The 25,784-nt window shown below is 70.8% G+C and carries 24 protein-coding genes and 1 tRNA gene; 5 read left to right on the top strand and 20 right to left on the bottom strand.

Translation table 11 applies throughout. The features are described 5' to 3' along the window. Positions 1-15 precede the first annotated feature (15 nt). From ABGB18_RS29635 to ABGB18_RS29625, 3 genes are all read right to left on the bottom strand, one after another. A complete protein-coding gene (locus ABGB18_RS29635; RefSeq protein ID WP_347698909.1) occupies positions 16-597 on the bottom strand; it encodes a DUF937 domain-containing protein in 582 nt (193 codons plus the stop codon). Positions 598-686: 89 nt separating this feature from the next. Next, positions 687-2,609, bottom strand: coding sequence for an ATP-dependent zinc metalloprotease FtsH (ftsH, locus tag ABGB18_RS29630; RefSeq protein ID WP_347698908.1), 1,923 nt, complete (start codon positions 2,607-2,609; stop codon positions 687-689). A 35-nt stretch (positions 2,610-2,644) separates the two neighbouring features. Then, positions 2,645-3,439 carry a hypothetical protein gene (locus ABGB18_RS29625; RefSeq protein ID WP_347698907.1) on the bottom strand — a complete coding sequence of 265 codons (795 nt, stop codon included), beginning with the start codon at positions 3,437-3,439 and terminating at the stop codon, positions 2,645-2,647. A gap of 168 nt (positions 3,440-3,607) precedes the next feature. Here ABGB18_RS29625 and ABGB18_RS29620 point away from each other — a divergent pair, with 168 nt between their 5' ends. Beyond that, positions 3,608-4,582 carry a DUF3616 domain-containing protein gene (locus ABGB18_RS29620; protein WP_347698906.1) on the top strand — a complete coding sequence of 325 codons (975 nt, stop codon included), beginning with the start codon at positions 3,608-3,610 and terminating at the stop codon, positions 4,580-4,582. Here ABGB18_RS29620 and ABGB18_RS29615 read toward each other — a convergent pair. Together ABGB18_RS29615 and ABGB18_RS29610 are read right to left on the bottom strand one after the other, a co-directional pair. Next, on the bottom strand, positions 4,572-5,243 hold the full coding sequence (locus tag ABGB18_RS29615) for a peptidyl-tRNA hydrolase (RefSeq protein WP_347698905.1): 672 nt from the start codon (positions 5,241-5,243) through the stop codon (positions 4,572-4,574). The genes ABGB18_RS29620 and ABGB18_RS29615 overlap by 11 nt on opposite strands. Next, positions 5,240-6,619, bottom strand: a complete 1,380-nt coding sequence (locus ABGB18_RS29610) for an MFS transporter (protein ID WP_347698904.1) — start codon at positions 6,617-6,619, stop codon at positions 5,240-5,242. The genes ABGB18_RS29615 and ABGB18_RS29610 overlap by 4 nt, the downstream gene beginning before the upstream one ends. Before the next feature lie 70 nt (positions 6,620-6,689). Here ABGB18_RS29610 and ABGB18_RS29605 point away from each other — a divergent pair, with 70 nt between their 5' ends. Next, entirely contained in the window at positions 6,690-7,637 is a 948-nt protein-coding gene (locus ABGB18_RS29605) for a helix-turn-helix domain-containing protein (RefSeq protein ID WP_347698903.1), read from the top strand. Between the two features lie 21 nt (positions 7,638-7,658). Here ABGB18_RS29605 and ABGB18_RS29600 read toward each other — a convergent pair whose 3' ends face one another. Both ABGB18_RS29600 and ABGB18_RS29595 read right to left on the bottom strand, forming a co-directional pair. After that, positions 7,659-8,423 (bottom strand): class II aldolase/adducin family protein, encoded by a 765-nt coding sequence (locus tag ABGB18_RS29600; protein WP_347698902.1) that lies wholly within the window; start codon positions 8,421-8,423, stop codon positions 7,659-7,661. 88 nt (positions 8,424-8,511) lie between these two features. Continuing rightward, positions 8,512-8,769: a hypothetical protein gene (locus ABGB18_RS29595; protein ID WP_347698901.1), complete on the bottom strand. Its 258-nt coding sequence runs from the start codon at positions 8,767-8,769 to the stop codon at positions 8,512-8,514. 125 nt (positions 8,770-8,894) lie between these two features. Here ABGB18_RS29595 and ABGB18_RS29590 point away from each other — a divergent pair, with 125 nt between their 5' ends. After that, positions 8,895-9,983: a class I SAM-dependent methyltransferase gene (locus ABGB18_RS29590; protein WP_347698900.1), complete on the top strand. Its 1,089-nt coding sequence runs from the start codon at positions 8,895-8,897 to the stop codon at positions 9,981-9,983. Positions 9,984-9,992: 9 nt separating this feature from the next. Here the strand turns inward: ABGB18_RS29590 and ABGB18_RS29585 are convergent, their stop codons facing one another. Beyond that, entirely contained in the window at positions 9,993-10,964 is a 972-nt protein-coding gene (locus tag ABGB18_RS29585) for a helix-turn-helix domain-containing protein (protein ID WP_347698899.1), read from the bottom strand. Between the two features lie 6 nt (positions 10,965-10,970). On the opposite strand from ABGB18_RS29585, the gene ABGB18_RS29580 reads away from it, so the two are divergent. Together ABGB18_RS29580 and ABGB18_RS29575 are read left to right on the top strand one after the other, a co-directional pair. Continuing rightward, positions 10,971-12,026: a 3-oxoacyl-[acyl-carrier-protein] synthase III C-terminal domain-containing protein gene (locus ABGB18_RS29580; protein WP_347698898.1), complete on the top strand. Its 1,056-nt coding sequence runs from the start codon at positions 10,971-10,973 to the stop codon at positions 12,024-12,026. Between the two features lie 149 nt (positions 12,027-12,175). Beyond that, positions 12,176-12,772, top strand: a complete 597-nt coding sequence (locus ABGB18_RS29575; protein WP_347698897.1) for a YfbK domain-containing protein — start codon at positions 12,176-12,178, stop codon at positions 12,770-12,772. Between the two features lie 363 nt (positions 12,773-13,135). Here the strand turns inward: ABGB18_RS29575 and ABGB18_RS29570 are convergent, their stop codons facing one another. The 12 genes from ABGB18_RS29570 to chvE form a co-directional block, all read right to left on the bottom strand. Then, on the bottom strand, positions 13,136-13,576 hold the full coding sequence (locus ABGB18_RS29570) for a PIN domain-containing protein (protein WP_347698896.1): 441 nt from the start codon (positions 13,574-13,576) through the stop codon (positions 13,136-13,138). 7 nt (positions 13,577-13,583) lie between these two features. Continuing rightward, the gene (locus tag ABGB18_RS29565; protein WP_347698895.1) at positions 13,584-13,823 is read right to left on the bottom strand and encodes a ribbon-helix-helix protein, CopG family; all 240 of its coding nucleotides are present in this window, start codon (positions 13,821-13,823) and stop codon (positions 13,584-13,586) included. A gap of 296 nt (positions 13,824-14,119) precedes the next feature. Then, positions 14,120-14,192, bottom strand: a tRNA-Ala gene (locus ABGB18_RS29560). 538 nt (positions 14,193-14,730) lie between these two features. Beyond that, on the bottom strand, positions 14,731-15,522 hold the full coding sequence (locus ABGB18_RS29555) for an LLM class flavin-dependent oxidoreductase (RefSeq protein WP_347698894.1): 792 nt from the start codon (positions 15,520-15,522) through the stop codon (positions 14,731-14,733). A 90-nt stretch (positions 15,523-15,612) separates the two neighbouring features. Further along, on the bottom strand, positions 15,613-16,833 hold the full coding sequence (locus ABGB18_RS29550) for an FAD-binding protein (protein ID WP_347698893.1): 1,221 nt from the start codon (positions 16,831-16,833) through the stop codon (positions 15,613-15,615). A gap of 62 nt (positions 16,834-16,895) precedes the next feature. Beyond that, positions 16,896-18,350, bottom strand: a complete 1,455-nt coding sequence (araA, locus tag ABGB18_RS29545; RefSeq protein WP_347698892.1) for an L-arabinose isomerase — start codon at positions 18,348-18,350, stop codon at positions 16,896-16,898. Further along, positions 18,347-18,994 (bottom strand): L-ribulose-5-phosphate 4-epimerase, encoded by a 648-nt coding sequence (locus tag ABGB18_RS29540; RefSeq protein ID WP_347698891.1) that lies wholly within the window; start codon positions 18,992-18,994, stop codon positions 18,347-18,349. Before ABGB18_RS29540 ends, araA begins: the two co-directional genes overlap by 4 nt. Continuing rightward, entirely contained in the window at positions 18,991-20,628 is a 1,638-nt protein-coding gene (gene araB / locus ABGB18_RS29535; protein ID WP_347698890.1) for a ribulokinase, read from the bottom strand. Before araB ends, ABGB18_RS29540 begins: the two co-directional genes overlap by 4 nt. Before the next feature lie 43 nt (positions 20,629-20,671). After that, entirely contained in the window at positions 20,672-21,685 is a 1,014-nt protein-coding gene (locus tag ABGB18_RS29530) for a LacI family DNA-binding transcriptional regulator (RefSeq protein WP_347698889.1), read from the bottom strand. A 34-nt stretch (positions 21,686-21,719) separates the two neighbouring features. After that, a complete protein-coding gene (gene mmsB, locus ABGB18_RS29525; RefSeq protein ID WP_347698888.1) occupies positions 21,720-22,982 on the bottom strand; it encodes a multiple monosaccharide ABC transporter permease in 1,263 nt (420 codons plus the stop codon). Next, on the bottom strand, positions 22,979-24,508 hold the full coding sequence (gene mmsA, locus ABGB18_RS29520) for a multiple monosaccharide ABC transporter ATP-binding protein (protein ID WP_347698887.1): 1,530 nt from the start codon (positions 24,506-24,508) through the stop codon (positions 22,979-22,981). Before mmsA ends, mmsB begins: the two co-directional genes overlap by 4 nt. A gap of 51 nt (positions 24,509-24,559) precedes the next feature. Then, positions 24,560-25,678 (bottom strand): multiple monosaccharide ABC transporter substrate-binding protein, encoded by a 1,119-nt coding sequence (gene chvE, locus ABGB18_RS29515; protein WP_347698886.1) that lies wholly within the window; start codon positions 25,676-25,678, stop codon positions 24,560-24,562. Positions 25,679-25,784 lie beyond the last annotated feature (106 nt).

The raw sequence follows: 25,784 nt of genomic DNA, 5'->3' as shown, positions 1-25,784 counted from the left end.
GAGTCAGCCTACCGGTCACCGGTCGGGGTTCGACGTTCCCGGTGCCCTCTGCGGCTCCTCCTCGGGCTCGTACGGCCCCCCTTGCCGCGGCACGACCCCGCCGAAGATGCCGCCGAGCAGCCCCCCGAGCACATCCGGTACGGCCGCCTGCTCCCGGCTCAGATCGTCGGCCACCGCCTCCGCGTCCATGTCGGCGTTCGCGGCCCGGTGGGCCAGCAACGACATGATCATGGGGGCGATCAGGGGCAGCAGCCGCATGATGGCCCCCCGGTCGATCCCGGACAGTTGCGACAGCCCGGCCGCGGCCGCCTCCACGCCCTGCCCGCCGAGTATGTGACTGAGGATGCCGTGCCCGTCGCGCGTGAGCGAGGCCACGTCGCCGGTGAACGGGTCGGTGTCCACGTGCTCGTCCAGCGCCCCGCGCAGGGCGTCGGCGCCGTCCGGGTGCTCGGCGTTGCGCGCGAGCCCCCCGACGATGGTGCCCGACACGGCCTGGACCACGTCGCGGGCCGTGTCCGTGTCCGTGCCGAGCATCCCGGCGATCTGCTCCAGCCCGGCGTCTCCGAGCTGGGCGAGAAGCTCGTCATGCAGAGTCACGACAGTCCCCCCATCGTTGCACGGGAGACGTTCCCCTGCCGAACTCGAAGCAATGCCCGGATTGTCCTAATTCTCGGGAAAGGCGGGGGTCAGCTACCGGCGACGGGCACGGAGTGGCTGCCGGCCAGACCGGCGGCGGCGTACGCGTCCGCCTCGTCGAGGGTCTCGTGCTCCAGCAGGGCCGCCACGATCGCGTCCAGCTTCGGCCGGTTGTCCGTGAGCACCTGGATGGCGCGCTCGTAGCACTCGTCCACGATCCGCCGCGCCTCCTCGTCCACGGTGGCGAGCATGGCGGGCGAGGCCTGCGGCGGCTGGCCGTCGTTGGGCAGGATGGTCAGCGGGCCGACCTTCTCCGACATGCCCCACCGGCCGACCATGCCACGGGCGATCATGGTGACCTGCTCCAGGTCGTTCTCGGCGCCGGTGGTGATGACGCCGTAGACGACCTGCTCGGCCGCCATGCCGCCGAGCGCGCCGGTGATGCGGCCGCGCAGATACTGCTCGTCGTAGGCGTACCGGTCGGTGTCGGGGGTGGACAGCGTGACGCCGAGCGCCCGGCCGCGCGGGATGATCGAGATCTTCCTGACCGGGTCGGCGCCGGGCTGGAGCATGCCGAGCAGCGCGTGCCCGGCCTCGTGGAAGGCCGTCCTGGTGCGCTCCTCCTCCGGCATCACGATGCTGCGGGCCGCGCCGAGCTGCAGCTTCTCCAGCGCGTCGGTGAGGTCGGCCATCGCGACCTTCTCCTTGCCGCGCTTGGCGGCGAGCAGGGCGGCCTCGTTGACCAGGTTGGCCAGGTCGGCGCCGGTCATGCCGGGGGTGGTCTTGGCGAGCTTGTCCAGGCTGACCTCGGGGTCGAGCGGCACGCCGCGCGTGTGCACGGCCAGGATCGCGCTGCGGCCGGCCGCGTCCGGCAGGCCCACCTGCACCGTACGGTCGAAGCGCCCGGGACGCAGCAGCGCCGGGTCGAGGATCTCGGGCCGGTTGGTGGCCCCGATGACGATCACACCCTCGGCGCCCGAGAAGCCGTCCATCTCCGTGAGGATCTGGTTGAGCGTCTGCTCGCGCTCGTCGTGCCCGCCGATGCCGCCCGCGCCACCGCGCGCCCGGCCGATGGCGTCGATCTCGTCGATGAACACGATCGACGGCGCCACCTTCCGCGCCTCCTCGAACAGGTCACGCACCCGCGAGGCACCCACACCGACGATCATCTCGATGAACTCGGAGGCGCTGGCCGAGAAGTAGGGCACCTTGGCCTCGCCCGCGACCGCCCTGGCCAGCAGCGTCTTGCCGGTGCCGGGAGGGCCGGCGAGCAGCACGCCCTTGGGCAGCTTCGCGCCGAGCCTGCGGTATTTGCCGGGGTCCTTGAGGTAGTCGACGATCTCGACCAGCTCGTTCTCGACCTCGTCGATGCCCGCGACGTCCTCGAACGTCACCCGCACCTTCCCGGCCTCGACCGGCTTGGCCGCCTTGGACTTGCCGAGCCCGCCCAGGCCGCCGCCCATCATGCTGGCGCCGCGGCGCATGATCCAGATCCACAGTCCGGCCAGCAGCAGCACCGGCAGCAGCGACAGCAGCAGGTTGGAGAAGAAGCCGCGGGTGATCGGCTGCGAGGTGATCTCCACCTGGCCGGTGGCCAACTGCTGGTCGAGCTGGTCGGTGTTGGCGAAGGCCGGGATCTCCGTCTGGAACCGGGTGTAAGACTCGCGGCTCTCGGGGTTGCTGGCCGCGGAGCGCAGGTCGCCCTCGACGGACAGGCCCTGGGCGTAGATCTCCTTGACGTTCTTGGCGTTCACCTGCTTGGTGAACTCGGTGTACGAGATCGTCTCGACGGATCCGCTGTCGACGAACGACGACACCACGAAGAAGCCCGCGTACACCACGAGCAAGGTGACGACGAAGCGCCACCAATTGATCTTGGGTCGGCCGCCCGGTGTCCCGGGCAGCCCCTCCGAGCGCCAGGGCGGCTTGCCCTTGCCCTTGCTGGAGGTCTGTGGTGATCCAGAGCGTTCCACGGCGTCACTCCCCACATCGCCGCATACATGATCTTCTAGCCTAGAACACGCACCCCTGAGACCACGCGGCCTATGTCACGCCACTGCTTGCGCTGCGAGTCCGGCACTGTCACGAACGCCAGTCCCGGCTTGCTCATTCCCCCGTCCATGACGACGACGGCTGCCCGGGATGTCCTTTTTCCGTATTGCACCCGATAGACGAGCATCCACCCGTGCTTGACCTGCTGGGAGGCGAGCCAAGTGATCTTGGAGCCCTTGGGGTGGTGGTTGAGGGTCCAGCGGGCGGCCAGCAGCGCCATGTCACGCGGGGACTCCTGCTCCATGATCGGCAGCGGGCAGGTGACGAGCACCCCGCGCATGGCGGTACCGCGCTGCCGGGGCAGCACCTGCTTGGTGGTGAACGGCGCCGCCCCCTGCGCCTTCCACGGCTTGCCGAGCGCGGGCACCACCAGTCCCGTCCTCCGGTCCTTGATCACTCGCTTGCTGGGGGAGCTCAACGACATGCGCTTGACCGAACGGGTCAGCCTGGGCACGCGCGGGTCGGCGTGCAGGGCCTCCATGGCCGTGTAGCCGGGCGCGAGCGAGGCGCCGGGAGACGACGTGCCCGCCGGGGCCGAGGGCATGGCCGAGGCGGTGGCACCGGATGCGGGGGCGGCGGATGTGGGGGCGCCGGCCGCCGGTGCGGGGCCGGACGGGGACGGCGCGGCCGGCGGCGCGGTGACCGGCCCCGCCGCGCCCTCGTCCGGCCCGGACGGGAGCACCGCGACCACCGTCACGGCCGCGGCCACGACGGCGACGATCACGGCAAGCCCCCGGTACACCACCCGCATGCGGAGATCTCCGATGCGGGAGCGTTTGGGGGGAGAAGTTATGGGGGTCCCAGGTCTGGTGGCGGTTCGCATCACTTCGGAACCCTTGATCACTTCATCCCCATCGAGCACGACGGGAGCGTACGACATATCGCGGCATTGCGCCCACGAAGCGACCGAAGTGCAATCATGGTCTTCGTGGAACAGGTTGAGCTGCGATTCGACCATGCCTCGCGAGCGTCCCAGACTCACACCAACCTCTCGGCGGTCCGGCAGAGCGCGACCGGCCTGTGGGTGGCCGGCGACGAGACCGCGACATTCGAGCACCTGACGTGGACGGGCGACCACTACGGCGCCCAGCGCACGTTCCCCCTCACCGACTACGTCCACCTCCCGGCGGGCCCGGAGGACGAGGCCGACATCGAGGGCCTGGGCCGGGCCGACGGCCACCTGTGGCTGGTCGGCTCACACAGCCTCAAGCGCAAGCGGGCCAAGCCGAAGGACCCGGAGAAGGCCGCCGACCGGCTCGCCACGGTCGTCAGGGAGGAGAACCGCTTCATCCTGGCGCGCCTGCCGCTGGGCGACGCCGAGACCCCGCAACCGGGGGCGATCATGTCCGGTGGGCACAACCTCACCGAGCACCTGAAGGACGACCGGCACCTGGCGCCGTTCCTGGCGTTGCCGGGCAAGGACAACGGGTTCGACGTCGAGGGCATCGCCGTCCTGTCCGGGCACGTCTACCTGGGGCTGCGCGGTCCGGTCCTGCGGGGCTGGGCGGTGCTGCTGGAGTTGCGGGTCGACGACACCGGCAGGGGGCGGCTCCGGCTGCGGGAGCCGTACCGCAAGCACTTCCTGGACCTGGGCGGGCTCGGCGTGCGTGACCTGTGCCCGGACGGCGACTCGCTGCTGCTGCTCGCCGGGCCGACCATGGACCTCGACGGACCCGTGCGCGTGGTGCGCTGGCGGCCGGGGCCCAAGCGGGAGCGGGTCGTCCCTCGAAGCGATCTGGAGCCCGTGCTGGAGCTGCCCTACGGCGTCGGCCGCGACCACCCGGAGGGGCTGGCGTTGCTCTCCGACGGCCGGCTGATGGTGGTATACGACAGCCCGGCGCCCGCGCGGATCACCCCGGCGGGCGGCGTGCTGGCGGACGTCTTCAAAATCTAGAGACGCGCCCGAGCAACCACGGGGCCTCCGCGACGAACGTGCACGAGCCCGGCTCGATCTCGGTGAACCCGGCGTCGCGCACGACCGGCAGCCCGGCGGTGACCAGGGCGTCGAAGTCACCCCGGGTGGCGGCCGTGCGCACGGACACGGCCAGCCCGCCCGCCCGCCAGGCCGCCCGCTCGGCCGCGTCGCTGGCCCACCAGGCGAGCTGGGCGGCGTGCCCGGCCTGGGCCATGGCCTTGCCCGCCGACATGGCCAGGCCGGGGTTGGCCCACAGGACCGGCGGCTCGGCGGGCGGCGGCGGGCCGGTGTCGGTCAGTTCGGTGCCCGACACCTGCAGCCGTGCCAGGTCTCTCGGCCAGTCGTCGAGCGGCACGGGCGGGAAGACGCGCACCTCGGCCGTGCGGTGCTGGACGGTGCGCCCGGGCAGCGCGGCCGCGCGGCGCCACTCGGCGCCCCTGGCCCGGCGCACGACCTTGCGGATGTGCCCGCTGGCCTGCCAGGCGCGCAGCTCGGCGGCCCACTCCCCCGGGTCGTCCAGCAGGCTGAGCACCGCCATGGCGGCGGCCTCCATCGCGTCGGTGCGCTCGGGAGGTGCGGTGGTCAGGCTCGCCCGCTCGATCCTGACGACGAGGGGCAGAACGTACAACTCTGAGTTCATCGCCTTCTAGCATGCCCGATGGCCAGGGACATGCCGGCCGCGAGGAGGCAGAGGGCGCCGGCGACGTACCAGGCGAGGTCGTAGGCGCCCAGGTGGTCGCGGGTGAGCCCGGCGCCGACGGCGGCGATCGCGGCGCCGACCTGGTGGGAGCCGAACACCCAGCCGAACACCACGGCGCCGTCGGTGCCGTAGATGCGCCGGCACAGCGCGACCGTGGGCGGGACGGTCGCCACCCAGTCCAGGCCGTAGAAGATGATGAAGATCAGCATGCTGGGCTCGGTCGTGGCCGCGAACAGGCCGGGCAGCACCATCAGCGAGAGCCCGCGCAGCCCGTAGTAGACGCCGAGCAGCACCTTGGGGTCGACCTTGTCGCTGAGCCAGCCGGAGGCGACCGTGCCCGCGATGTCGAAGATCCCGATGACCGCCAGCAGGCCCGCCGCGACCGGCTCGGCCATGCCGTGGTCGTGCGCGGCGGGGATGAAGTGGGTGCCGACCAGGCCGTTCGTGCTGGCGCCGCAGATCGCGAAGCCGCCGGCGAGAAACCAGAACGGCCGCGTCCGCGCCGCCGAGGCGAGCACGGTGACCGCCCTGACGGCCGCGTTCACCCTGCCCTGTTCGGTATGGACCGTCCCCGGCTCCTCACGTGTCCATGGCCTCACTTCGTGAGGCGGGCTCGGTCGCCCGGATGCCGCCGCCTTCCCCCGTCGCTCTGGTCGCTCCGCTACCGCCGCTCCTCCTCCAGACGGCGGCGCTCCCTCGCCGAGTGCGGTCGTCCCCACGTCCCGTGGATGGTCGCGCAGCAGCCACCACACGAACGGGACCACGACCAGCGCGGCGGCGGCCACGGTCAGCGACGCGAAGCGCCACCCCGGCCCCTCCGCGAGCTGGGCGAGCACGGGCAGGAAGATGAGCTGCCCGGTGGCGCCGGCCGCGGTGAGCACGCCGGTCACCAGGCCCCGGTGCCGTACGAACCAGCGGTCCACCACCGTCGCGGCGAACACCAGCGCCATCGAGCCGGTCCCGAGCCCCACCAGCACGCCCCAGAAGAGCAGGAGCTGCCAGCTCGCCGTCATCAGCACGGTCAGCCCGCTGCCCGCGGCGATCAGCAGCAGCGCGACGGCGACCACGCGGCGCATGCCGAAGCGGTCCATCAGGGCGGCGGCGAAGGGGGCGGTCAGGCCGTAGAGCACCAGGTTGATCGACACGGCCAGGGAGATCGTGCCCGCGGACCAGCCGAACTCCTCGTGGAGGGGGGTGATCAGCACGCCGGGGGTGGCGCGGAACCCGGCGGCGCCGAGGATCGCCACGAAGGCGACGGCCGCCACGAACCAGGCCCGGTGCAGCCGGCGGCGCGCGAGGGTGGTGCTCAATGTCATGCGCCAATACTGATTTACCCCTTACACCCTGACGAGTGGCCGGAAAGCCAATATGTGCAAGGATCAGGCCATGACCCATCGAATCGCCGTCGTGGTGCTCGACCACTTCGCCCCGCTCGACCTCGGCGTGCCCGGCCAGGTGTTCCGGACGGCGGTGAGCTCCGCGGGCGAGCGGCTGTACGAGGTCGTGACCTGCTCGGAGGACCGCCGGACCGTGCGCTGCGACGCGGGCTACAGCGTGCTGCCCGATCACGACCTCGACGTGCTCGACACCGCGGACACGGTCCTGCTGCCCGGCATCCACGGCGGCCCGGCGATGGAGGGCGTGATCTCGGGCACGCTGCGCGCGGCGCTGCAGGGGCGCCCGCGGATCATGTCGATCTGCACGGGCGCGTTCGTGCTGGCGGCGGCGGGCCTGCTGGACGGCCGCCCGGCCACCACCCACTGGCGCGATTCGGCCCGCTTCTCCGCGCTGTTCCCGGAGGTCAAGCTGGATCCGAACGTGCTGTTCGTGGACGACGGCGACGTGCTGACCTCGGCCGGGGTGGCGGCCGGGCTGGACCTGTGCCTGTACCTGATCAGGCGCGACCACGGCAGCGGGGTGGCCAACTGCGCCGCCCGCCGCTGCGTCATGCCGCCGTGGCGGGAGGGCGGCCAGGCCCAGTTCATCGACCGGCACGTGCCGGAATCCGGGCTCGGCGGCACGGCGGCCACCCGCGAGTGGATGCTCACCAACCTCGACCGGCCGCTCGACCTCGGCGCGCTGGCCGGGCACGCCAGGATGAGCGTGCGCACGTTCACCAGGCGCTTCCGCGAGGAGACCGGCGTGAGCCCGGCCAGGTGGCTGACCGACCAGCGCGTGCACCACGCCCGGCGCCTGCTGGAGAGCACGGATCTCGGCGTGGAGGAGGTGGCCAGGCAGGCCGGCTTCCGCACCGCGGTCTCACTGCGCCAGCACCTGCACGCGGCGGTCGGGGTGCCGCCGCTGACCTACCGCAACACCTTCCGCAGCACGTGATCCGTCAGGTCGGCATCGGCACTATTCGAACAGATCCGGCTGCTCCCGCACGATCTGGTCGTGCAACGGCTGGTAGTTGATCCAGCCGACCAGGTCGTTGCCGATCTGGCGGTAGGTGAGCGCGGCGTTGTCCGGCTCGATGGGCACCACCTGGCCCGCCGCCTTCGCGACGAGCTGGACCTGGGCCGAGCGCTCCATCGTGATGAACCACCAGGCGGCCGCGTCCACCGTGTCGCCGACCGTGAGCAGGCCGTGGTTGCGCAGCACGACGGCCTTGTTGCCGCCCAGCGCCGCGGCGATGCGCTTGCCCTCCTCCAGGTCGGTCACCACGCCGGTGTAGTCGTCGAAGAGGCCGCAGTCCTCGTAGAAGGCGCACGCGTCCTGGGTGATGGGCTCGATGACCTGGCCCAGGGCCGACAGCGCGCGGCCGTGCACGGAGTGGCTGTGCGCGGCGGCCACCACGCCGGGCCTGGCCTGGTGCACCTGGGAATGGATGGCGAACGCGGCCTCGTTCACCGGGTAGCGCCCCTCCACGACCTTGCCCTCATGGTCGACCAGGATGAGATCGCTGACCCGGATGTGCTTGAACGACAGGCCGAACGGGTTGACCCAGAAGTGGTCGGTCAGCTCGGGGTCGCGGGCCGTGATGTGCCCGGCGACGCCCTCCTCGAAGCCGAGCTTGCCGAAGATCCGCAGCGCCGCCGCCAGTCGCTCCTTGCGATGGCGCCGCTCCTCCTCGACCGTGTCGAAGGTCGGGGGCAGGCGGAAGATCAGGTTGTCCGGCATGGCGCGCTCCTCGCGTCCAGAACGTTGCTCCAACGGCAGGCTAACGCCTGCCGGACCGGGACGTGATCGTCCACCCGCCGCCCGGCCGTCACATCACGCGGTCCGCGAGCGGGACCGTGCTGTAGTCCTCCCCGGCGACCGGGCGAATGTCCTCCCAGCGCACCCACCGCGCGCATTCCTGACGTCCACGCGCCCGCGGCGGCCACAGCAGGAAGCCCCACCGCACACCTTCCGCGTCGTCGCCCCAGGCCAGCAGGTAGCGCTCCTCGGTGGCGCTGACCGGTGCGACGTGCTCCACTATGGGCGGCCTCCAGAGCTCGGGCAGTTCCTCAGGGTTCACATACATCCTTTCATTATACGAACTTACGTTCGATATCGCGAGAGAAACCCGTCCCGGACGAGAACGGCGGATGTACTGTCGCGGAAAAACCGGTGGCCGCCACAAGGCGGACGTGAAACCGTCTAGGCCTGATGATCCGATGGACCGAGTTGGGGCAGGAGCGGTCGGCGCCCTGGCGCACCGCCCTGGGCCTGCGACCGCCCAGCCGGGTGACGGTCGCCGACGACCGGATGAAGGCCGCCGACGCCTACCGGCTGGCCTGCGAGGGCACCGCGTTGTTGTGGCGGGGCGACTTCCACAACGCCCGCCAGTTGCTGGCCGCCATGGGACGCCGCTGCAAGCCCGCCCCCGCCGGCGCGGGATTCCACCGCTACCGCCAGGCCCGGTCCCAGCGCGCCAGGACGCTCGGCATGCTGCTCGTCCCGTACGAGGCCGGCCACGTCGTGCCGCTGCGCAGGGCGCCGGACGTGCGGGAGGCGTGCACCGAGGTGTACGGCCCCGCGGCCCCGCCCGCCGTGGGCCAGCTCCGCGAGCTGCTCGGCGTGATCGGGGCCCGCGAGTGGCGCAGGGAGGGCGTGCACATCCCCGCGCTGGGCGCCCGCGTGCACCCCCACTTCGGCGTGTTCTCGCCGGTCAGGGGCGAATACGTGGATCTGGTCGCCGACGCGCCGCTGCCGGACGACCGGCTGGCGTTCGACATCGGCACGGGCACCGGCGTGCTGGCCGCCATGCTCGCCAGGAGAGGCGTCCGGCACGTCGTCGCCACCGACCTGGACCAGCGGGCCGTGGACTGTGCCGGGGACAACATCGCCCGCCTGGGGCTGGGCGACCAGGTGAAGATCGTGCGGACCGACCTGTTCCCGGCCGGGCGGGCGCCGCTCATCGTGTGCAACCCGCCGTGGTTGCCGGCCAACCCGGTCACGCCGCTCGACCACGCCGTCTACGATCCGGGCGGGAGGATGCTGCGCGGGTTCCTGGGTGGGCTGGCCGGGCATCTGGAGCCGGCGGGCGAAGGCTGGCTCATCCTGTCCGACCTGGCCGAGCACCTCGGGCTGCGCACCCGCGCCGAGCTGCTGGCCGCCTTCGAGGAGGCCGGGCTGCGGGTGGCCGCCCGCATGGACGTCGCACCCCGGCACCAGCGGCCGCACGACGAGGAGGATCCGCTGCACGCGGCCCGCGCCGCCGAGGTGACCTCCCTGTGGCGGCTCAGGGGGGCCTGAGGCGGGACCTCACGCCCCGAAGGCCCGCCGGTACGCCGACGGCGACGTACGCATGGCCCGCGTGAAATGGTGCCGGAAGGTCACCGGGCTCTCGAAGCCGACCGCCGCCCCGATCTCCTCCACCGGCGCCCGCGTCGACTCCAGCATCGGCAGGCTGGCCGCCACCCGCTGCGAGATCACCCACCGCAGCGGGCTGGTCCCGGCCTGCCGCCTGAAGTGCCGGATGAACGAGCGCTCCGACATGTGCGCCACCCCGGCCAGGTCCGCCACGCTGATCGGCCGGGCCAGGTTGGCCAATGCCCAGGACATGGCCCTGGCCACCGGGTCGTCGTCGGCCACCGGCGGGACCGCGGCCTCGATGAACTGCGCCTGGCCGCCCTCCCGGTGCGGCGCCACGACCAGGCGGCGGGCGACGGCGTTGGCCACGTTCGGGCCGTGGTCGGTGCGCACCAGGTGGATCAGCAGGTCCAGCCCGGCGGCGCTGCCCGCGCTGGTCAGCACGTCGCCGCCGTCCACGTACAGGACCGAGGGGTTGACCTCGACCGCGGGGAAACGCTGCTGGAGCAGGTCGGCGTAGCGCCAGTGCGTGGTCGCGGCGCGGCCGTCCAGCAGCCCGGCGGCGGCCAGCGCGAACGCGCCCGAGCAGATCGACACCATCCGCGCGCCGCGCGAGCGGGCCAGCCGCAGCGCCGCGGCCAGCTCCGCCGAGACGTCCCCGCGCACGTCGGCCACGCCGGGCACGATCACCGTGTCGGCCGCGGCCAGCACGTCGAGGCCATGCCCGGCCCGCATGGTGAACCCGCCGACCACCCTGAGCGGCTCGGGGGTCTCCGCGCACACGGCGAGCTCGTACCAGGGGAGGTCCAGCTCCGGCCGGGGCAGACCGAAGAACTCCACGACGCAGCCGAGCTCGAACGGGGACATCCCGTCGAACGCCAGCACGGCCACCCGGTGCGGCCTGGAGGGGGGTGACAGGAGCATGACCGCATGTTAGCCGGGGCCCCTTCGCGGCAAGAGGGATATATGCATATTTCGGGGGTACAGACCGTTTTGCCCGATCACCGCTACGAGCAGGCGGAGATCACCGAGGCGTTCTCCCGTCTGACCCGCTGCGACGAGGAGCTCCTCCAGCACTTCCACGCCGCCACCGGCGTGGAGGGCCGCAACCTCGCGCTGCCACTGGCCGACTACCCCAAGCTCGACTCCTTCGCCCGCGCGAACGACGCCTTCATCGAGATCGCCCTAGACCTCGGCGAGCAGGCCCTGCGCGGCGCGCTCAAGAAGGCCGACGTGCGCCCCGAGAAGATCGACCACCTGCTGTTCTGCTCGACCACCGGCCTGGCCACGCCCTCCTTGGACGCCAAGCTCGCCCAGCGCATGGGGCTGCGGCCGGACGTCAAGCGGGTGCCCGTGTTCGGCCTGGGCTGCGCGGCGGGCGCGGCCGGGCTGTCGCGCCTGCACGACTATCTGCGCGGCTGGCCCGACCACGTCGCGGTGCTGGTGTGCGTGGAGCTGTGCTCGCTGACCATACAGCGCGACGACACCTCGATCGCGAACCTCGTGGCCAGCGGTCTGTTCGGCGACGCCGCCGGGGCCGTCGTGGCGACCGGGCGCGGGCCGGGGCCCGAGGTCGTCGCCACCCGCAGCAGGCTCTATCCCGGCACCGAGCACCTCATGGGGTGGGAGGTGGGTGAGTACGGGTTCCGCATCGTGCTGGACTCCGATCTGACCGGCTTCGTGGAGCAGGTGCTGGCCGCCGACATCAAGTCCTTCCTGGCCGACTACGGGCTCACCCCCGAGCAGGTGGCCACCTGGATCTGCCACCCGGGCGGCCCGAAGGTCATCGCCAAGATCGTGGAGACGCTCGGCCTGGCGCCCAGGGCCCTGGAGGTGACCTGGCGGTCGTTGCGCGAGTTCGGCAACCTGTCCTCGGTCTCCGTGCTGCACGTGCTCCAGGAGACGCGTGGCCGCTCCGGCGCGCCCGCCGTGCTGCTGGCGCTGGGGCCGGGGTTCTCCGCCGAGTTGCTGCTGCTGCACTGGTGAGCGCGTACGCGGTCCCGATCGGCCCGATCGTGCCTGCGGAACCCCTCCGGGGACCGATCACGTCCCGATCGCGGTTTGCGCTCGCTTACGTCACCGGCCCGGCCACCGAAGATCGAGTTCCGTCGTAGGAACCAGGAGGTGGTTAGGTAATGAAATTTCGTCCTTTAGCCGCCGGTGTCGGACTTGTTGCCCTGCTGGCCCTCGCGGCGTGCGGCGGCTCCCCCAGCTCCACGGCCGGCGAGCGGGCCAACGGCCAGGTGCGCGCCCGCGACGCCAAGGCGCAGGTGGTGTTCAACCCGTCGGTGGTGGAGACCTACCGGCTCGTCGGCTACGAGAACCGCGCCCTGTCCGCCGAGGAGTTCCGCGACGACGCCCGCGACGGCGGCGAGATCGGCCCCGGCCACTCCGTCACCGCGCTCTACGCCCTGCGGCTCAAGCCCGGCGCCACCGGCCAGCTCGCCCAGGCCACCGTGCGCTGGCAGGACCCCGACACCGGGGCTCCCTCGGAGGCCGGCCAGTCGCTGCAGGCCGGCGACCTGTCCGGATCCGTGTGGGACAAGGCGCCGGTCCGGCTGCAGGTGGACGTGGTGGTGGCCGCGTTCGCCGGCTACCTGCGCGACCGCGAGGCGTTCGGCCTGGACCTGCCCACGCTCGGCGAGCACGCCACGCGGCTGGCCTCGGCCGCTGAGGACCCGATGGTGAATGAGCTGGCCACGCTCATCGACCGGGCCCGGTCGGTGGGGTGACAGCTCGGCGCCTCCGACCCAGACCCCGGCCGCACCCTCGGCTCCTGTCCCGCCGACGTCGCCGCGCTGGGGCTGGACGGGATGCGGGTCGTCGGCTTCTCCCAGGGGGCGCCGTTCGCGCTGGCCTGCGCCGGCCTCGCGCGCCGGGAGGCGATCGTGTCCGGGGCCGACGAGGTGGCCACCTTCCCCCGAGGCGCTACCCGGCCCCCTGCGCGAGCTGGTGGAGACCGTGGCCGCCGATCCGGCGCGGGCCGAGGCGCACCTCTCCTCGTTCACGCCCGACGCGCTCTGGGAGCTGGTCGTGCCCGGCAGCCCCGAAAACCGCCCCAGCCTGCCGATGCTTCGGCGGGCTGAACATCCCACCTACCGATCGAAGGGAAGAATCCGGAAGGCCGGGGAGCCGGTCAAGGGCTTGATGACGCGGAAGTCTCGCTGGTCGAGAGTGAGGATGACATCGGTACGGTAATCGGCTGCGAGCACCGCATTCATGCAGTCGGCCAGGTCAAGCCGAAGCTGTCCGTACCGAGACCGGATGCCCAGGGCGGCCTCCAGCTTGTCGGCATCCAGCTCGGGCATTTGGAAGCGCATTCGACGCACCTGGGCGACAAGGAAGCCGATCAGGATGTCGCGCTCCTTCAGGCCGAATCTCTGTGAGGCGACATGGTCCACCTCGGCCAGCACCAGAGGGGACACGACGACCGTACTGGCCTCGGACAAGACATGGCGGCAGGCCTCCCGTTCGGAGGAACCCAGCTTGCGATCCACCGAAGCGATCAGCCCGGAAGTGTCGGCGACGACGATCACTTCACCTTCACCTCGTGGCCCCGTCGACTACGGCCTGGTGAATGGTTTCGGAGGTCAGGGGGCTACCGTCGCTGTCGAACTCGGGGAAGTCGAGCGGCTCGTCCCAGACCCTGGTGGACATGGCGGCCAGCTTGATACCACGCCGGATCAACTCAGCCTCGGAAACACCAAGCTTCTGGGCGTTCTCCTTGATCTGAGCCAGGTCCTCGGGATCGGCATAGACGTTGGTCCGCTGCATCTTCGACATGTACCAAGCCTAGTACACATCCTCCGCGCGGGCCACGATCCCACACGTGACCAGCCAGGCCGACCGCCTCGCCGTACGACTCGAAACCCTGGACGCCAGCGCCACCGAATGGCAGCAGGTCCTAGCCGCCCAACTCGCCACCCGCATCGGCGACGCCTATCGGATCGGCACCACCCGAACCCAGCTCAACAAAGCGAGCTTCACCCAGATAAAGATCAAGGACGGCCGGATCGGCGATGTCGCCTACCGACCACCCTTCGACGATCTGTTCCGCATGTTCGAATACGGAACACAGGTGGAGCTATGGGGATTCGAACCCCAGACCTCCTCCATGCCATGGAGGCGCGCTACCAACTGCGCCATAGCCCCTTTGCCGTGTACGAGTGTAGCCGACTCCGCGACCCCCGGCGTACACGGACGAGTCACCCCTGGCCCCCGAGGAGGGTCCGCAGGATCGGCCCGGCGTGCGTCCACAGCACCGCCCCGCCCACCCCGGGCGAAGGCCTCGGCCATGGCGCGGCGGTAGGCCGAGGCGAAGTCCGGCCGCATCTCACCCCTGAGGCCGCGCAACTCCCCCCGTCGCCGAGTCCGCGACGACTGCTCCCCCGCGTCGCTCGTGGCGTCGTGCTGGACGACGAAGCTGCCCGGCCGCCCGTGCAGGGTGCCCTCGACCCGCTCCAGCGCCACGTACGAGCGGGAGTCCGCCACCGGGGTGGTGGCCACCAGCGTGCGAACGACACTGGTGGCGGTCAGGTCACCGTGGAAGGTCTTGGACAGGGTCACGAGCCCCAGGGAGACGCCGTCGCGGTCATCGAAGGCGGGGGCCGCGTCCCAGCCGGAGGTGTCGAAGGTTCCCTTTGCGTTGTACACAGGCGGTCATCCTGCCGGACGTACCTGTCGGATCGTGTCAGGTACCGGCGAGCCGTTCGACCACCGGCGCGAACTCGTCCAGGTACTCGGCGTTCACCGACACGTACGAGATGCCGAGCCGGTCCCGGCGGCGCCGCAGGGTCTCCGCCATCTCGCCGGCCGTGCCCGTGAGCACCCCGGTGCTCTCCGCGCCGACCGGGCCGAGGCGCTCCACCAGCCACGCGGGCGGTTCGGCGCCGGCGGCCACCAGGTTCATGCTGAGCTCCAGCTCGTGGAAGCGGTCGCCGGCCAGCTCGTACAGCTCGTCCAGCTTGGCCGCCACCTGGTCCTCCGTGTACTGCGGCGGCACCCCGAGGGCGACGGTGTCGGCCCGGCGCGCGGCCAGCCGGAGCAGCCTGGTCCCGGAGGCGGCGACCATGATCCGCACGTCCTTGACGGCGTCCATGGTCCTGGAGAGCCGCTCGATCCGCTCGCCGGGCGTGCCGAACGGGACGCCGAGCGCCGCCGCGTCCTGCTCGGCACCCGGCCGCCCGGCCCCCAGGCCCAGCTCGAAGCGGCCGCCGGTGAGCCGGTGCAGGGTGGCGGTCTCCCAGGCGACCGCCTCGGGCGTGCGGTAGGGGGCGGCGACCACGAACGTGCCGACGCGCAGGGTCGTCGTCACCGTGGCGGCGACGGCGGCGGCGACGAACGGAGACAGCGTGCCCGTCGTGTCGGGCACCAGCAACGTCGAGTAGCCACGGCTCTCGGCCCGGCGGGCCAGCCCGGCCCAGGCGTCGGCGTCCGGGGCTTGTCCGGCGACCGCGCCGAACCTGAACGGGTGATCGGTCATACCCCAACGATCGCGGACGCGCAGGCCCGGCACATCGTCCGGCGGACCGGTGGCCGGATACGTCAGGGGACGCACGCGCTCGCGCGCCTGCTACTCCCGCAGCAGTATCCGCGTGAAGTCGTTGGCGAACTTGCCCGCCGGGTCGAGCCGGCCCACCAGCGAGCGGAACCGGTCGGGGCAGGACGGCCACCGGGTGAACAGCTTGCCCCAGTGCGGCCGCGGGTCGAACGGCGCCAGCGTCTCCTCCACCAGCTCCAGCACCGGCCGCACCGCGGCGGGGTCCTTGATCCAGGTGAAGTGGACGGCCACGCTGTCACGGCCGTGGAACGGGCTGAGCCACAGGTCGTCGGCGGCGACCGTACGTACCTCCGAGATGTGCAGGACCGGCCGGATGCGCTCGCCGACGGCATACAGCTCGCGCAGCGCCTTGACCGCGTGCTCGCGGGGCAGCAGCAGCTCCGACTGCAGCTCGTTGCCCGCGCTGCTCGGCTGGAAGTCCGGGCGGAAGTGCGGCAGCCGCTCGTGCCACGGCCCCGGCACGCCGAGCTGGACCGTGCAACTGTCGGCCGGCATGGCGGGCAGCGGGTGGCGGGGGGCGGGCGCGGGGGTGGTGCCGTACCAGTCGGGGCTGGTGAGCTCGTCGGTGCGCTTCAGCCACACGCGGGTGTCGCGCCAGTCGGTGAACAGGCTGACGCTGTAGCCGTCGGACATGATCGCCTCGAAGTCGGCGAGGGCGTCCGTGCTCAGGCCCTCGCGGACGTACTGGCGCAGCTCGAAGGCGGGCACCAGGTCGAGCGTGAGGGTGGTGACGACGCCGAGCGCGCCGAGCGCCACCACCGCGCCGGGGAAGTCGGCGTCGCCGCGCGCGAGCGACAGCAGCGAGCCGTCCGCCGTGACGAGGTCGAGCGCGGAGACTGCGGCGGACAGGCCCGGCTGGGCGACGCCGGAGCCGTGCGTGCCCGTCGCGACCGAGCCCGCCACCGAGATGTGCGGGAGCGAGGCCATGTTCGCCAGCGCGAACCCGGCCTCGTGCAGCAGCGGCGCGAGCCGGGCGTAGGTCATGCGCGCCGGGACCCGCACCTGGGCCCTGACGCGGTCGATCTCCACGGCGTCCGGCATCCGGTCCAGCACGACGAGGTCACCCGCCGGGTCGCCGAACGCGTCCGCCACGTCGTTGAACGAATGCCCGCTCCCCAGCGCCCGTACCCGGTCGCGGGCCGCGACCAGCCGCTGGAGCTCGGCCAGTGAAGTCGGATGGTGGACGTCTCGCGCCCGGAATGTAGTGTTTCCTGCCCAGTTGGTCAGCGTCACGGCGCCCCATCCTAACGTGCGCCCTGCGCCGCTCCCAGAGATCGGCGCAGGGTTTCCCGTCGTCAGAAGCCCTGGGCCAGCCGGTAGTAGGCTTGGTTCCAGCGCAGCTCCTTGGCGAAGCGCTCGGTGGTGGTGCCGGCGTCGATGACCACCAGCTCCACACCCAGCATCTCCGCCAGGTCGTGCAGCTCCTCGCGGCCGACGGCCTGGGAGAGCACGGTGTGGTGCGGGGCGCCCGCCGTGAGCCACGACTCGGTGGACGTACGCAGGTTCGGGTGGGGCCGCCAGACCGCGCGGGCCACCGGCAGGGCGGGCAGCGGCTGCGGCGGCGTCACGACGTCGATCTCGTTGGCCACCAGCCGGAACCTGTCCCCCATGTCGGCCAGGCCGACCACGATGCCCGGCCCCGGCGTGGCGTCGAACACGAGCCTGACCGGGTCCTCCCGGTTGCCGATGCCCAGCGGGTGGATCTCGCACGACGGCGTGCCGGCCGCGATGGACGGGCAGACCTCCAGCATGTGCGCGCCGAGGATGAGCTCCTCGCCGGGCGTCAGGTGGTAGGTGTAGTCCTCCATGAAGGAGGTGCCGCCCGGCTTCATCGACTTCAGCGTGCGCAGCAGCACCGAGGTCTTCCAGTCGCCCTCGCCGCCGAAACCGTAGCCGTCGGCCATCAGGCGCTGCACGGCCAGGCCGGGGAGCTGGCGCAGGCCGCCGAGGTCCTCGAAGTTCGTGGTGAACGCCTTGAAGCCGCCGGACTCCAGGAAGTGCCGCAGGCCCAGCTCGATCCTGGCCGCGTAGCGCAGCGACTCGTGCCGCTCACCGAGCAGCTCGGGCGCGACGGTGTACTGCTCGGCGTACTCCTTGACCAGCGCGGTCACGTCGGCGTCCGAGGCCGCGTCCACGACCTCGACCAGGTCGTTGACGCCGTAGGTGTTGACCGACACGCCGAAGCGGAGCTGCGCCTCGACCTTGTCGCCCTCGGTGACCGCCACGTCGCGCATGTTGTCGCCGAACCTGGCCAGCTTCAGCGTGCGCACCTCGGCCGCGCCCCGGGCGGCGCGCTCCCAGGCCAGGACGCGCTCGCCCACGGCCGGGTCGCTGACGTGCCCGGCCACGGTCTTGCGCGGCACGCCGAGCCGGGTCTGGACGAAGCCGAACTCGCGGTCGCCGTGGGCCGCCTGGTTGAGGTTCATGAAGTCCATGTCGATGGAGCTCCACGGCAGCTCCACGTTGGCCTGCGTGTGCAGGTGCAGCAGCGGCTTGCGCAGCGCGTCGAGCCCCGCGATCCACATCTTGGCCGGGGAGAAGGTGTGCATCCACGCGATCACGCCGGCGCACTCGTCGTCGGCGTTGGCGGCCAGCATGACGCGCCTGATCGCCGCGGCGTCGGTGAGCACGGGCTGCCACTCCACCGGCATGGGCAGCCGCTCGGCGATGCGCTGGGACTGCTCGGCCACCTGTCGTAGCGTGTCCTCGCCGTACAGTCCCTGGCTGCCGGTCAGAAACCAGATCTTCAACGCGGGCTCCTCTGTCCGTAGACGTTCTGATAGCGGTCGTACAGGCGGTCGATGTCGTCCTGTGCGATGGGCAGCGGCCGGCCGAGCTGCCGGGCCACGTGCACGGTACGCGCCACGTCCTCGCACATGACGGCCGCCTTCACCGCGTCCTTCGAGTCCTTGCCGATGCTGAACACGCCGTGGTTCTGCATGAGCACCGCCTTCGAGCGGTGACCCTTGAGCGTCTCCACGATTCCCTGGCCGATCGAGTCGTCGCCGATCAGCGCGAACGGCCCGATCGGGATCTCGCCGCCGAACTCGTCGGCCATCGCGGTCAGCACGCAGGGGATCGCCTCACCGCGGGCCGCCCAGGCGGAGGCGTAGGTGGAGTGGGTGTGCACCACGCCGCCGACCTCGGGCATGTTGCGGTAGACGTACGCGTGAGCGGCGGTGTCGCTGGACGGCGAGTGCTCGCCCTCCACCAGGTTGCCGTCGAGGTCGCACACCACCATGTTCTCCGGCGTCAGCTCGTCGTAGGAGACGCCGGACGGCTTGATGACGAACAGGTCCTCACCCGGCACGCGCCCGGACACATTGCCCGCCGTCCAGACCACCAGGTCGTAGCGGACCAGCTCGGCGTGCAGGTCGGCGACGATTTTTCTCACTGGGTTGCCTCGTTCCTGATCGCGCGGAGGGTGTGGAGCAGCCGGCCGTCCGCGAAGAAGTCGTGCAGTTTGCGGTATTCGGCGTAGAGCCGGTCGTAGGCGTCCGCCCGGGCCTCGTCCGGCACGTACGCGGCCTCGGTGCGCTGGCCCATCGCCGCCGCGGCCTGCTCGATGCCCGGGTAGGCACCGGCGGCGACGGCCGCGTGGATGGCCGAGCCGAGCGCGGGCCCCTGGTCGGAGCCGATCACCGACAGCGGGCGGCGCAGCACGTCGGCGTAGACCTGCATGAGGAACCGGTTCTTCAGCAGCCCACCGGCCACCACGAACTCCTCGACCGGCACGCCCGACCGCTCGAACGTCTCCACGATCATCCGGGTCCCGAACGCGGTGGACTCGATGAGCGCCCGGTAGACGTCCTCCGGCTTGGTGGCCAGCGTCTGGCCGACGATGACGCCGGACAGGTTGTGGTCCACCAGCACCGACCGGTTGCCGCCGAACCAGTCCAGCGCGACCAGCCCGTGCTGCCCGACCGCCTGCTTCTCGGCCAGCCCGGTCAGTCGCTCGTGGTCCAGGGGGCCGAAGTTGTCCACGAACCAGGCGAAGATGTCGCCGACCGCCGACTGCCCGGCCTCGTAGCCCCACAACCCCGGCACGATGCCGTCGCGTACGACGCCGCACATGCCGGGCACCTCGGCGAGCCGGTCGCTGGGCATGATGTGGCAGGTGGATGTGCCCATGATGGCCACCATCTGGCCGGGCCGGACGGCGTCCGCGGCGGCGGCGGTGACGTGGGCGTCCACGTTGCCGACGGCCACGGCCACGCCCTCGGGCAGCCCGGTCCACTCGGCGGCCCGCGCGGCCAGGCGCCCGGCCAGGCCGCCGAGGTGGGCGACCGTGGTGCCGTTGACCTTCTCGCCGACCTCACCGGTGGCCAGCTTGCCCACGAAGTCGGCGAAGCCGGGGTTGAGCTCGGCCAGGAATTCCTCGGACGGGTAGCCGCCGTCCTGGAAGATCCCCTTGTAGCCGACGGTGCACATGTTGCGGCTCTCGACGCCGGTGAGCTGCCAGATGATCCAGTCGGCGGCCTCGATCCAGCGTTCGGCCCTGGCGTACACCTCGGGGGCCTCCTCAAGGACCTGCAGTCCCTTGGCGAACTCCCACTCGGAGGAGATCTTGCCGCCGTAGCGAGGCAGCCAGCTCTCCCCGCGGCGCGCGGCCGTCTCGTTGATCCGGTCGGCGTGCGGCTGCGCGGCGTGGTGCTTCCAGAGCTTGGGCCAGGCGTGCGGCTCGGCGGGCGTCTCGAAGCAGAGCGGCGTGCCGTCGGCCGTGGTGGGCAGCACGGTGCAGGCCGTGAAGTCCGTGCCGATGCCGACGATCTCGGCGGGGGCGACGCCCGCCGCCGCCACGGCGGCGGGCACGGCGGTCCTGAGCACGTCGATCCAGTCCTGCGGCGACTGCAGCGCCCAGTCGGGGCCGAGCCGCTCGTCGGAGCCGGGGAGGCGTTGCTCGATGACCCGGTGCGCGTACTCGTGGACGGCACTGCCCAGCTCGGCGCCGTCGGACACCCGCACGACCACGGCACGTCCTGACAGCGTGCCGAAGTCCACTCCGACGACATAACTGTTAGCGTTCACATTGCTCTCCAGGAAGTTTTGAGGGCATGCCAATCATCTACACCTATCTGACCGGAGCGGTACTCGACCGCACGACGAAGCTGGGCCGGATGACGAGAGGCTCGTACGCGGTGGGCCCCGCGTCGATCTGCCGCAGCAGCACCTCGATGCAGTGCCGGCCCACCACGTCGAAGTCCTGCCTGACCGTGGTGAGCGGCGGCGAGAAGAACTCCGACTCCGGGATGTCGTCGAAGCCCACCACGCTGATCTGGCCGGGCACCCGCACCCCTTCCTCGCTGAGGGCGCGCAGCACGCCGAGCGCCATCTGGTCGTTGGCCGTGAAGACGGCCGTCACGCCGTCCATCGCGGCCAGGCTCTTGCCGGCCTCGTAGCCGGCGTGCGGGCTCCAGTCGCCGACCAGCGGCTCGGGCACCGGCCGGCCCGCCTCCTCCAGGGCGGCGCGCCAGCCCTCCAGCCGGCCCTCGGCCTCCAGCCAGTCGGAGGGGCCTCTGACGTGCCAGACGGTCTTGTGGCCGAGCTGCAGCAGGTGCCGGACCGCGAGTTTGGCGCCCTCCATCTGGTCGATGCACACCGCCGAGACGTCCGCGCTGTGCGTGCCCTCGACCGCGACCGCCGGCAGCCCGGACGGCAGCTTGACGAGGGCACGCGCGGCGGAGCGCTGCGGCGCGACCACCACCACGCCGTCCACGCCCTGCTCGGCCAGGTAGTCGATGGCCTCGCGGACGCTGGCCGTGTCGAGGGACTTCAGGCTGACGATGCTGACGAAGTAGCCCGCGGTCCTGGCCGCCTGCTCGATGCCGTAGATCGTGCTGGCCGGCCCGTACAGCTTGGTGTCGAAGCTCACCACACCGAGCGTCCTGGAGCGCTTGGTGACCAGGGCGCGGGCGACGAGATTGCGCCGATAGCCCAGCCGGGTGATCGCCGCCTCCACCCGGGCGCGGGTGTCGGCCCGGACGTTCGGATGGTCGTTGAGCACCCGGGAGACCGTCTGGTGCGACACGCCCGCCTCCTTGGCCACGTCGGCCATGACCGGCAGGCGGCGCTTCGGGGTCGTCACGGGTTCTCCTTTCGCTGGGACACGGCATCGCGGATCAGCGGGCGGCACCGCCCCTGCGCTTGGTCCACACGTCGAAGGCGACGGCGGCCAGGAGGACGATGCCCTTGACGAGCATCACCCGCTCGCTGGGCGAGCCGATCAGGGACATGCCGTTGTTGATGACCGCCATGATCAGGCCGCCGGTGATCGCGCCGACCACCTTACCGACCCCGCCCTGTACGGCCGCGCCACCGATGAACGCCGCGGCGATGGCGTCCAGCTCGAAGCTGTTGCCCGCCGTGGGACCCGCCTGGTTGAGCCGGCCGGCGAAGATGATGCCGGCGATGGCCGACAGCACGCCCATGTTCACGAAGATCCAGAAAACCACCGACTTGACCTTGACGCCGGACATGACGGCCGCCTGGAGGTTGCCGCCGATGGCGTAGATCTGCCGGCCGAAGACCGTGCGGTTGGCCATCAGCGAGTACGCCAGCACCAGCACGGCCAGCAGCACCAGCACCCACGGCAGGTTCTTGAAGCGGGCGAGCTGCACGATCAGGAAGAGGATCAGCGCCGCGCCGGCCGCCAGCTTCAGCGCGAACAGCGCCATCGGCTCCACCGCCTGGCCGTAACCGCGGCGGGCCTCACGGGTGCGCCACTGGCTGAGGACCATGCCCGCGATCGCGATCAGGCCGATCAACAGGCTGAACAGGTCGGCGCCGCCGAGCGGCCCGAGGCCGATGTTGCCGAAGTAGCCGTTGGTGAAGCCGTTGGCCAGCGTGCGGACCTGCTCCGGGAACGGTCCGATGCCCTGGTTGCCGAGGACCGTCAGGGTCAGCGCCCGGAACAGCAGCATGCCGGCCAGCGTCACGATGAACGCCGGGATGCCGAAGTAGGCGATCCAGTATCCCTGCCAGGCGCCGATGAGGGCCCCGGCGACCAGCGTGATCAGCAGGGCCAGCGGCCACGGCATGCCCATGTTGACCATGAGCACCGCGGACAGCGCCCCGGTGACCGCCACCACCGAGCCGACCGACAGGTCGATGTGCCCGGCGATGATGACGAGGATCATCCCGATCGCCAGGATCAGGACGTAGGAGTTCTGGACGATGATGTTCGAGATGTTCTGCGGCTGGAGCATCGCGCCGTCGGTCAGCACCGAGAACAGCACGACGATCAGCGCGAAGGCGATGTAGATACCGCTCGAACGCAGGTTGAGCGACAGGCCACCCAGCGACACCCGGCCCGGCTGCCGTGGCGCCCCTCCGTCGCCCTTGGCGCCGACCTCCATGTCGGCGGGCGTGATGCTGCTCATCATTCCTGTCCTTTGGTCATGAGGTGCATGAGGCTTTCCTGGGTGGCCTCACGCCGCGGAACCTCGCCGGTGATGCGACCTTCGGAGAGGGTGTAGATGCGGTCGCACAGGCCGAGCAGCTCGGGCAGCTCGGAAGAGATCACCAGGACCGCCTTGCCCTGGTCCGCAAGGCGATTGATGATCGTGTAGATCTCGTACTTGGCACCCACGTCGATGCCCCGGGTGGGCTCGTCGAGGATGAGCACGTCGGGCTCGGTCAGGATCCACTTGGAGAGCACGACCTTCTGCTGGTTGCCGCCGCTCAGCTTGCCGACGACGCTGTTGACGCTGGGCGCCTTGATGTTCATGCTCCGGTGGAACTCTTCGGCGACCCGGTACTCCTCGTTCTCGTTGACCCAGCCGCGCTTGGACAGCCCGTGCAGGCCGGCCGCGCTGATGTTGCGCTTGATGTCCTCGATGAGGTTGAGGCCGTACCTTTTGCGGTCCTCGGTGGCGTAGGCGATGCCGTGCCTGATCGCGTCCTGCACGTTGCGGATCTCGATCGGCTTGCCGTCCTTGAAGATCTTGCCGGAGATGTGCACCCCGTACGTGCGCCCGAACAGGCTCATCGCCAGCTCGGTACGCCCGGCGCCCATCAGCCCCGCGAGCCCGACGATCTCCCCGCGCCGCAGCGTGAGGCCGGCCCCGTCGACCACCTTCCGGCCGGGCTGGCTGGGGCTGTAGACCGTCCAGTCCTCCACGCGCAGCGCCTCCGTGCCGACCTTCGACTCGTGCGGCGGGAAGCGGTTGTCCAGCGCGCGGCCGACCATGCCCGCGATGATGCGGTCCTCGGTCACGTGGTCCGCGGCCATGTCCAGCGTCTCGATCGTGCGCCCGTCACGGATGATCGTGACGGCGTCGGCGATCGCGATCACCTCGTTCAGCTTGTGGGAGATGATCACGCAGGTGATGCCCTCGTCGCGCAGCCCGCGCAGCAGGTCGAGCAGGTGGGCGGAGTCGTCGTCGTTGAGCGCCGCGGTCGGCTCGTCGAGGATGAGCAGCTTCACCCGCTTCGCCAGCGCTTTGGCGATCTCCACGAGCTGCTGCTTGCCCACGCCGATGTCGGCGATCATCGTGGTCGGGTTCTCCCGCAGGCCGACCCGCTTCATCAGCTCGCCGGCCTCGTAGTTGGTGCGGTTCCAGTCGATCCAGCCGCGCTTGGAGCGCTCGTTGCCGAGGAAGATGTTCTCGGCGATCGACAGTTGCGGGCTGAGGGCCAGCTCCTGGTGGATGATGACGATGCCGGCGTGCTCGCTGTCGCGGATGCCACCGAACTCGCTCTTCTGGCCCTCGAAGGTGATCTCGCCCTCGTAGTCGCCGAACGGGTAGACCCCGGACAGCACCTTCATCAGCGTCGACTTGCCGGCGCCGTTCTCGCCGCAGATGGCATGGATCTCGCCCCGCCGGACGGTCAGGTTGACGTCCTGCAGTGCCTTGACACCGGGGAACGCCTTGGTGATCCCGCTCATCCGCAAGATGTGCTCGGTCATATGTCCCTCACTCAGAGAGAGCCCCGGAGGCCCTGCCCCCGGGGCACGCCCTTACTTGAGCTGGTCCTCGGTGTAGTAGCCACCGCCGATGATGACGTCCTGGTAGTTGCTCTTGTCCACGATCACCGGGTCGAGCAGGTACGACGGCACGACCTTGTTGCCGTTGTCGTAGTCCTTGGTGTTGTTCACCTCGGGCTTGCCGCCCTTGAGCACGGCGTCGGCCATCTTCACGGTCTGCTCGGCGAGCTTGCGGGTGTCCTTGAAGATGGTGGAGTACTGCTCACCGGCGATGATCGACTTGACCGAGGCGAGCTCGGCGTCCTGGCCGGTCACGACCGGGTACGGCTGGCCGCTGGTGCCGTAGCCGGAGCTCTTGAGCGCCGACAGGATGCCGATGGACAGGCCGTCGTACGGCGACAGCACACCGTCCACCTTGGTGCCGCCGGTGTAGGTCTTGGTGAGGATGTCCTCCATGCGCTTCTGCGCGGTGGCCGGGTCCCAGCGCAGGATGGCGGCGGTCTTGAAGTCGGTCTGACCGCTCTTGATCACCAGGGTGCCGTCGTCGATCTTCGGCTGCAGCACGGACATGGCACCGTTCCAGAAGAACGTGGCGTTGTTGTCGTCCGGCGAGCCGCCGAACAGCTCGACGTTGAACGGGCCCTTCTTGCCCTCCTCGACGCCGAGGCCCTTGAGCAGCGAGGTCGCCTGTTGCACGCCGACCTTGAAGTTGTCGAACGTGGCGTAGTAGTCGACGTTCGGGCTGTTGCGGATCAGCCGGTCGTAGGCGATGACCGGGATCTTGTTGTCCGCGGCCTGCTGCAGCTGGGAGCTGATGGCGGTGCCGTCGATGGAGGCCACGATCAGGAGCTTGGCGCCCTTGGTGATCTGGTTCTCGATCTGGTTGGCCTGCGTGGGGATGTCGTTCTCCGCGTACTGGAGGTCGACCTGGTAGCCGAGCTGCTCCAGTTGCTTCTTGACGTTGTCGCCGTCGTGGATCCAGCGCTCCGACGACTTCGTGGGCATCGTGACGCCGATCAGCGCGCCGGCGTTACCGGCGGAGGCCTGCGCGGAGGCCTCGGCGTCGACCGTCTTCGTGCTCGAACCACAGGCCGTCAAGGTCGCGGCGAGAGCGATGACGGATACCACGCCCCCGATTCGTCCCAACCTCATGTGCACTCCTTGCGAAGGGGGTAGCGGCAGACGCAGTGGCTGCCGAAGGTGATGATTTCAGTCACAGAATGTGACGAATTAGAACAAAATTCGCGCTCGTTCCCGC

Origin of the sequence: Nonomuraea sp. B12E4, from assembly GCF_039871825.1 — a bacterium.
Taxonomy (GTDB): domain Bacteria; phylum Actinomycetota; class Actinomycetes; order Streptosporangiales; family Streptosporangiaceae; genus Nonomuraea.
This window is presented reverse-complemented; position numbering and strand designations above follow the sequence as displayed.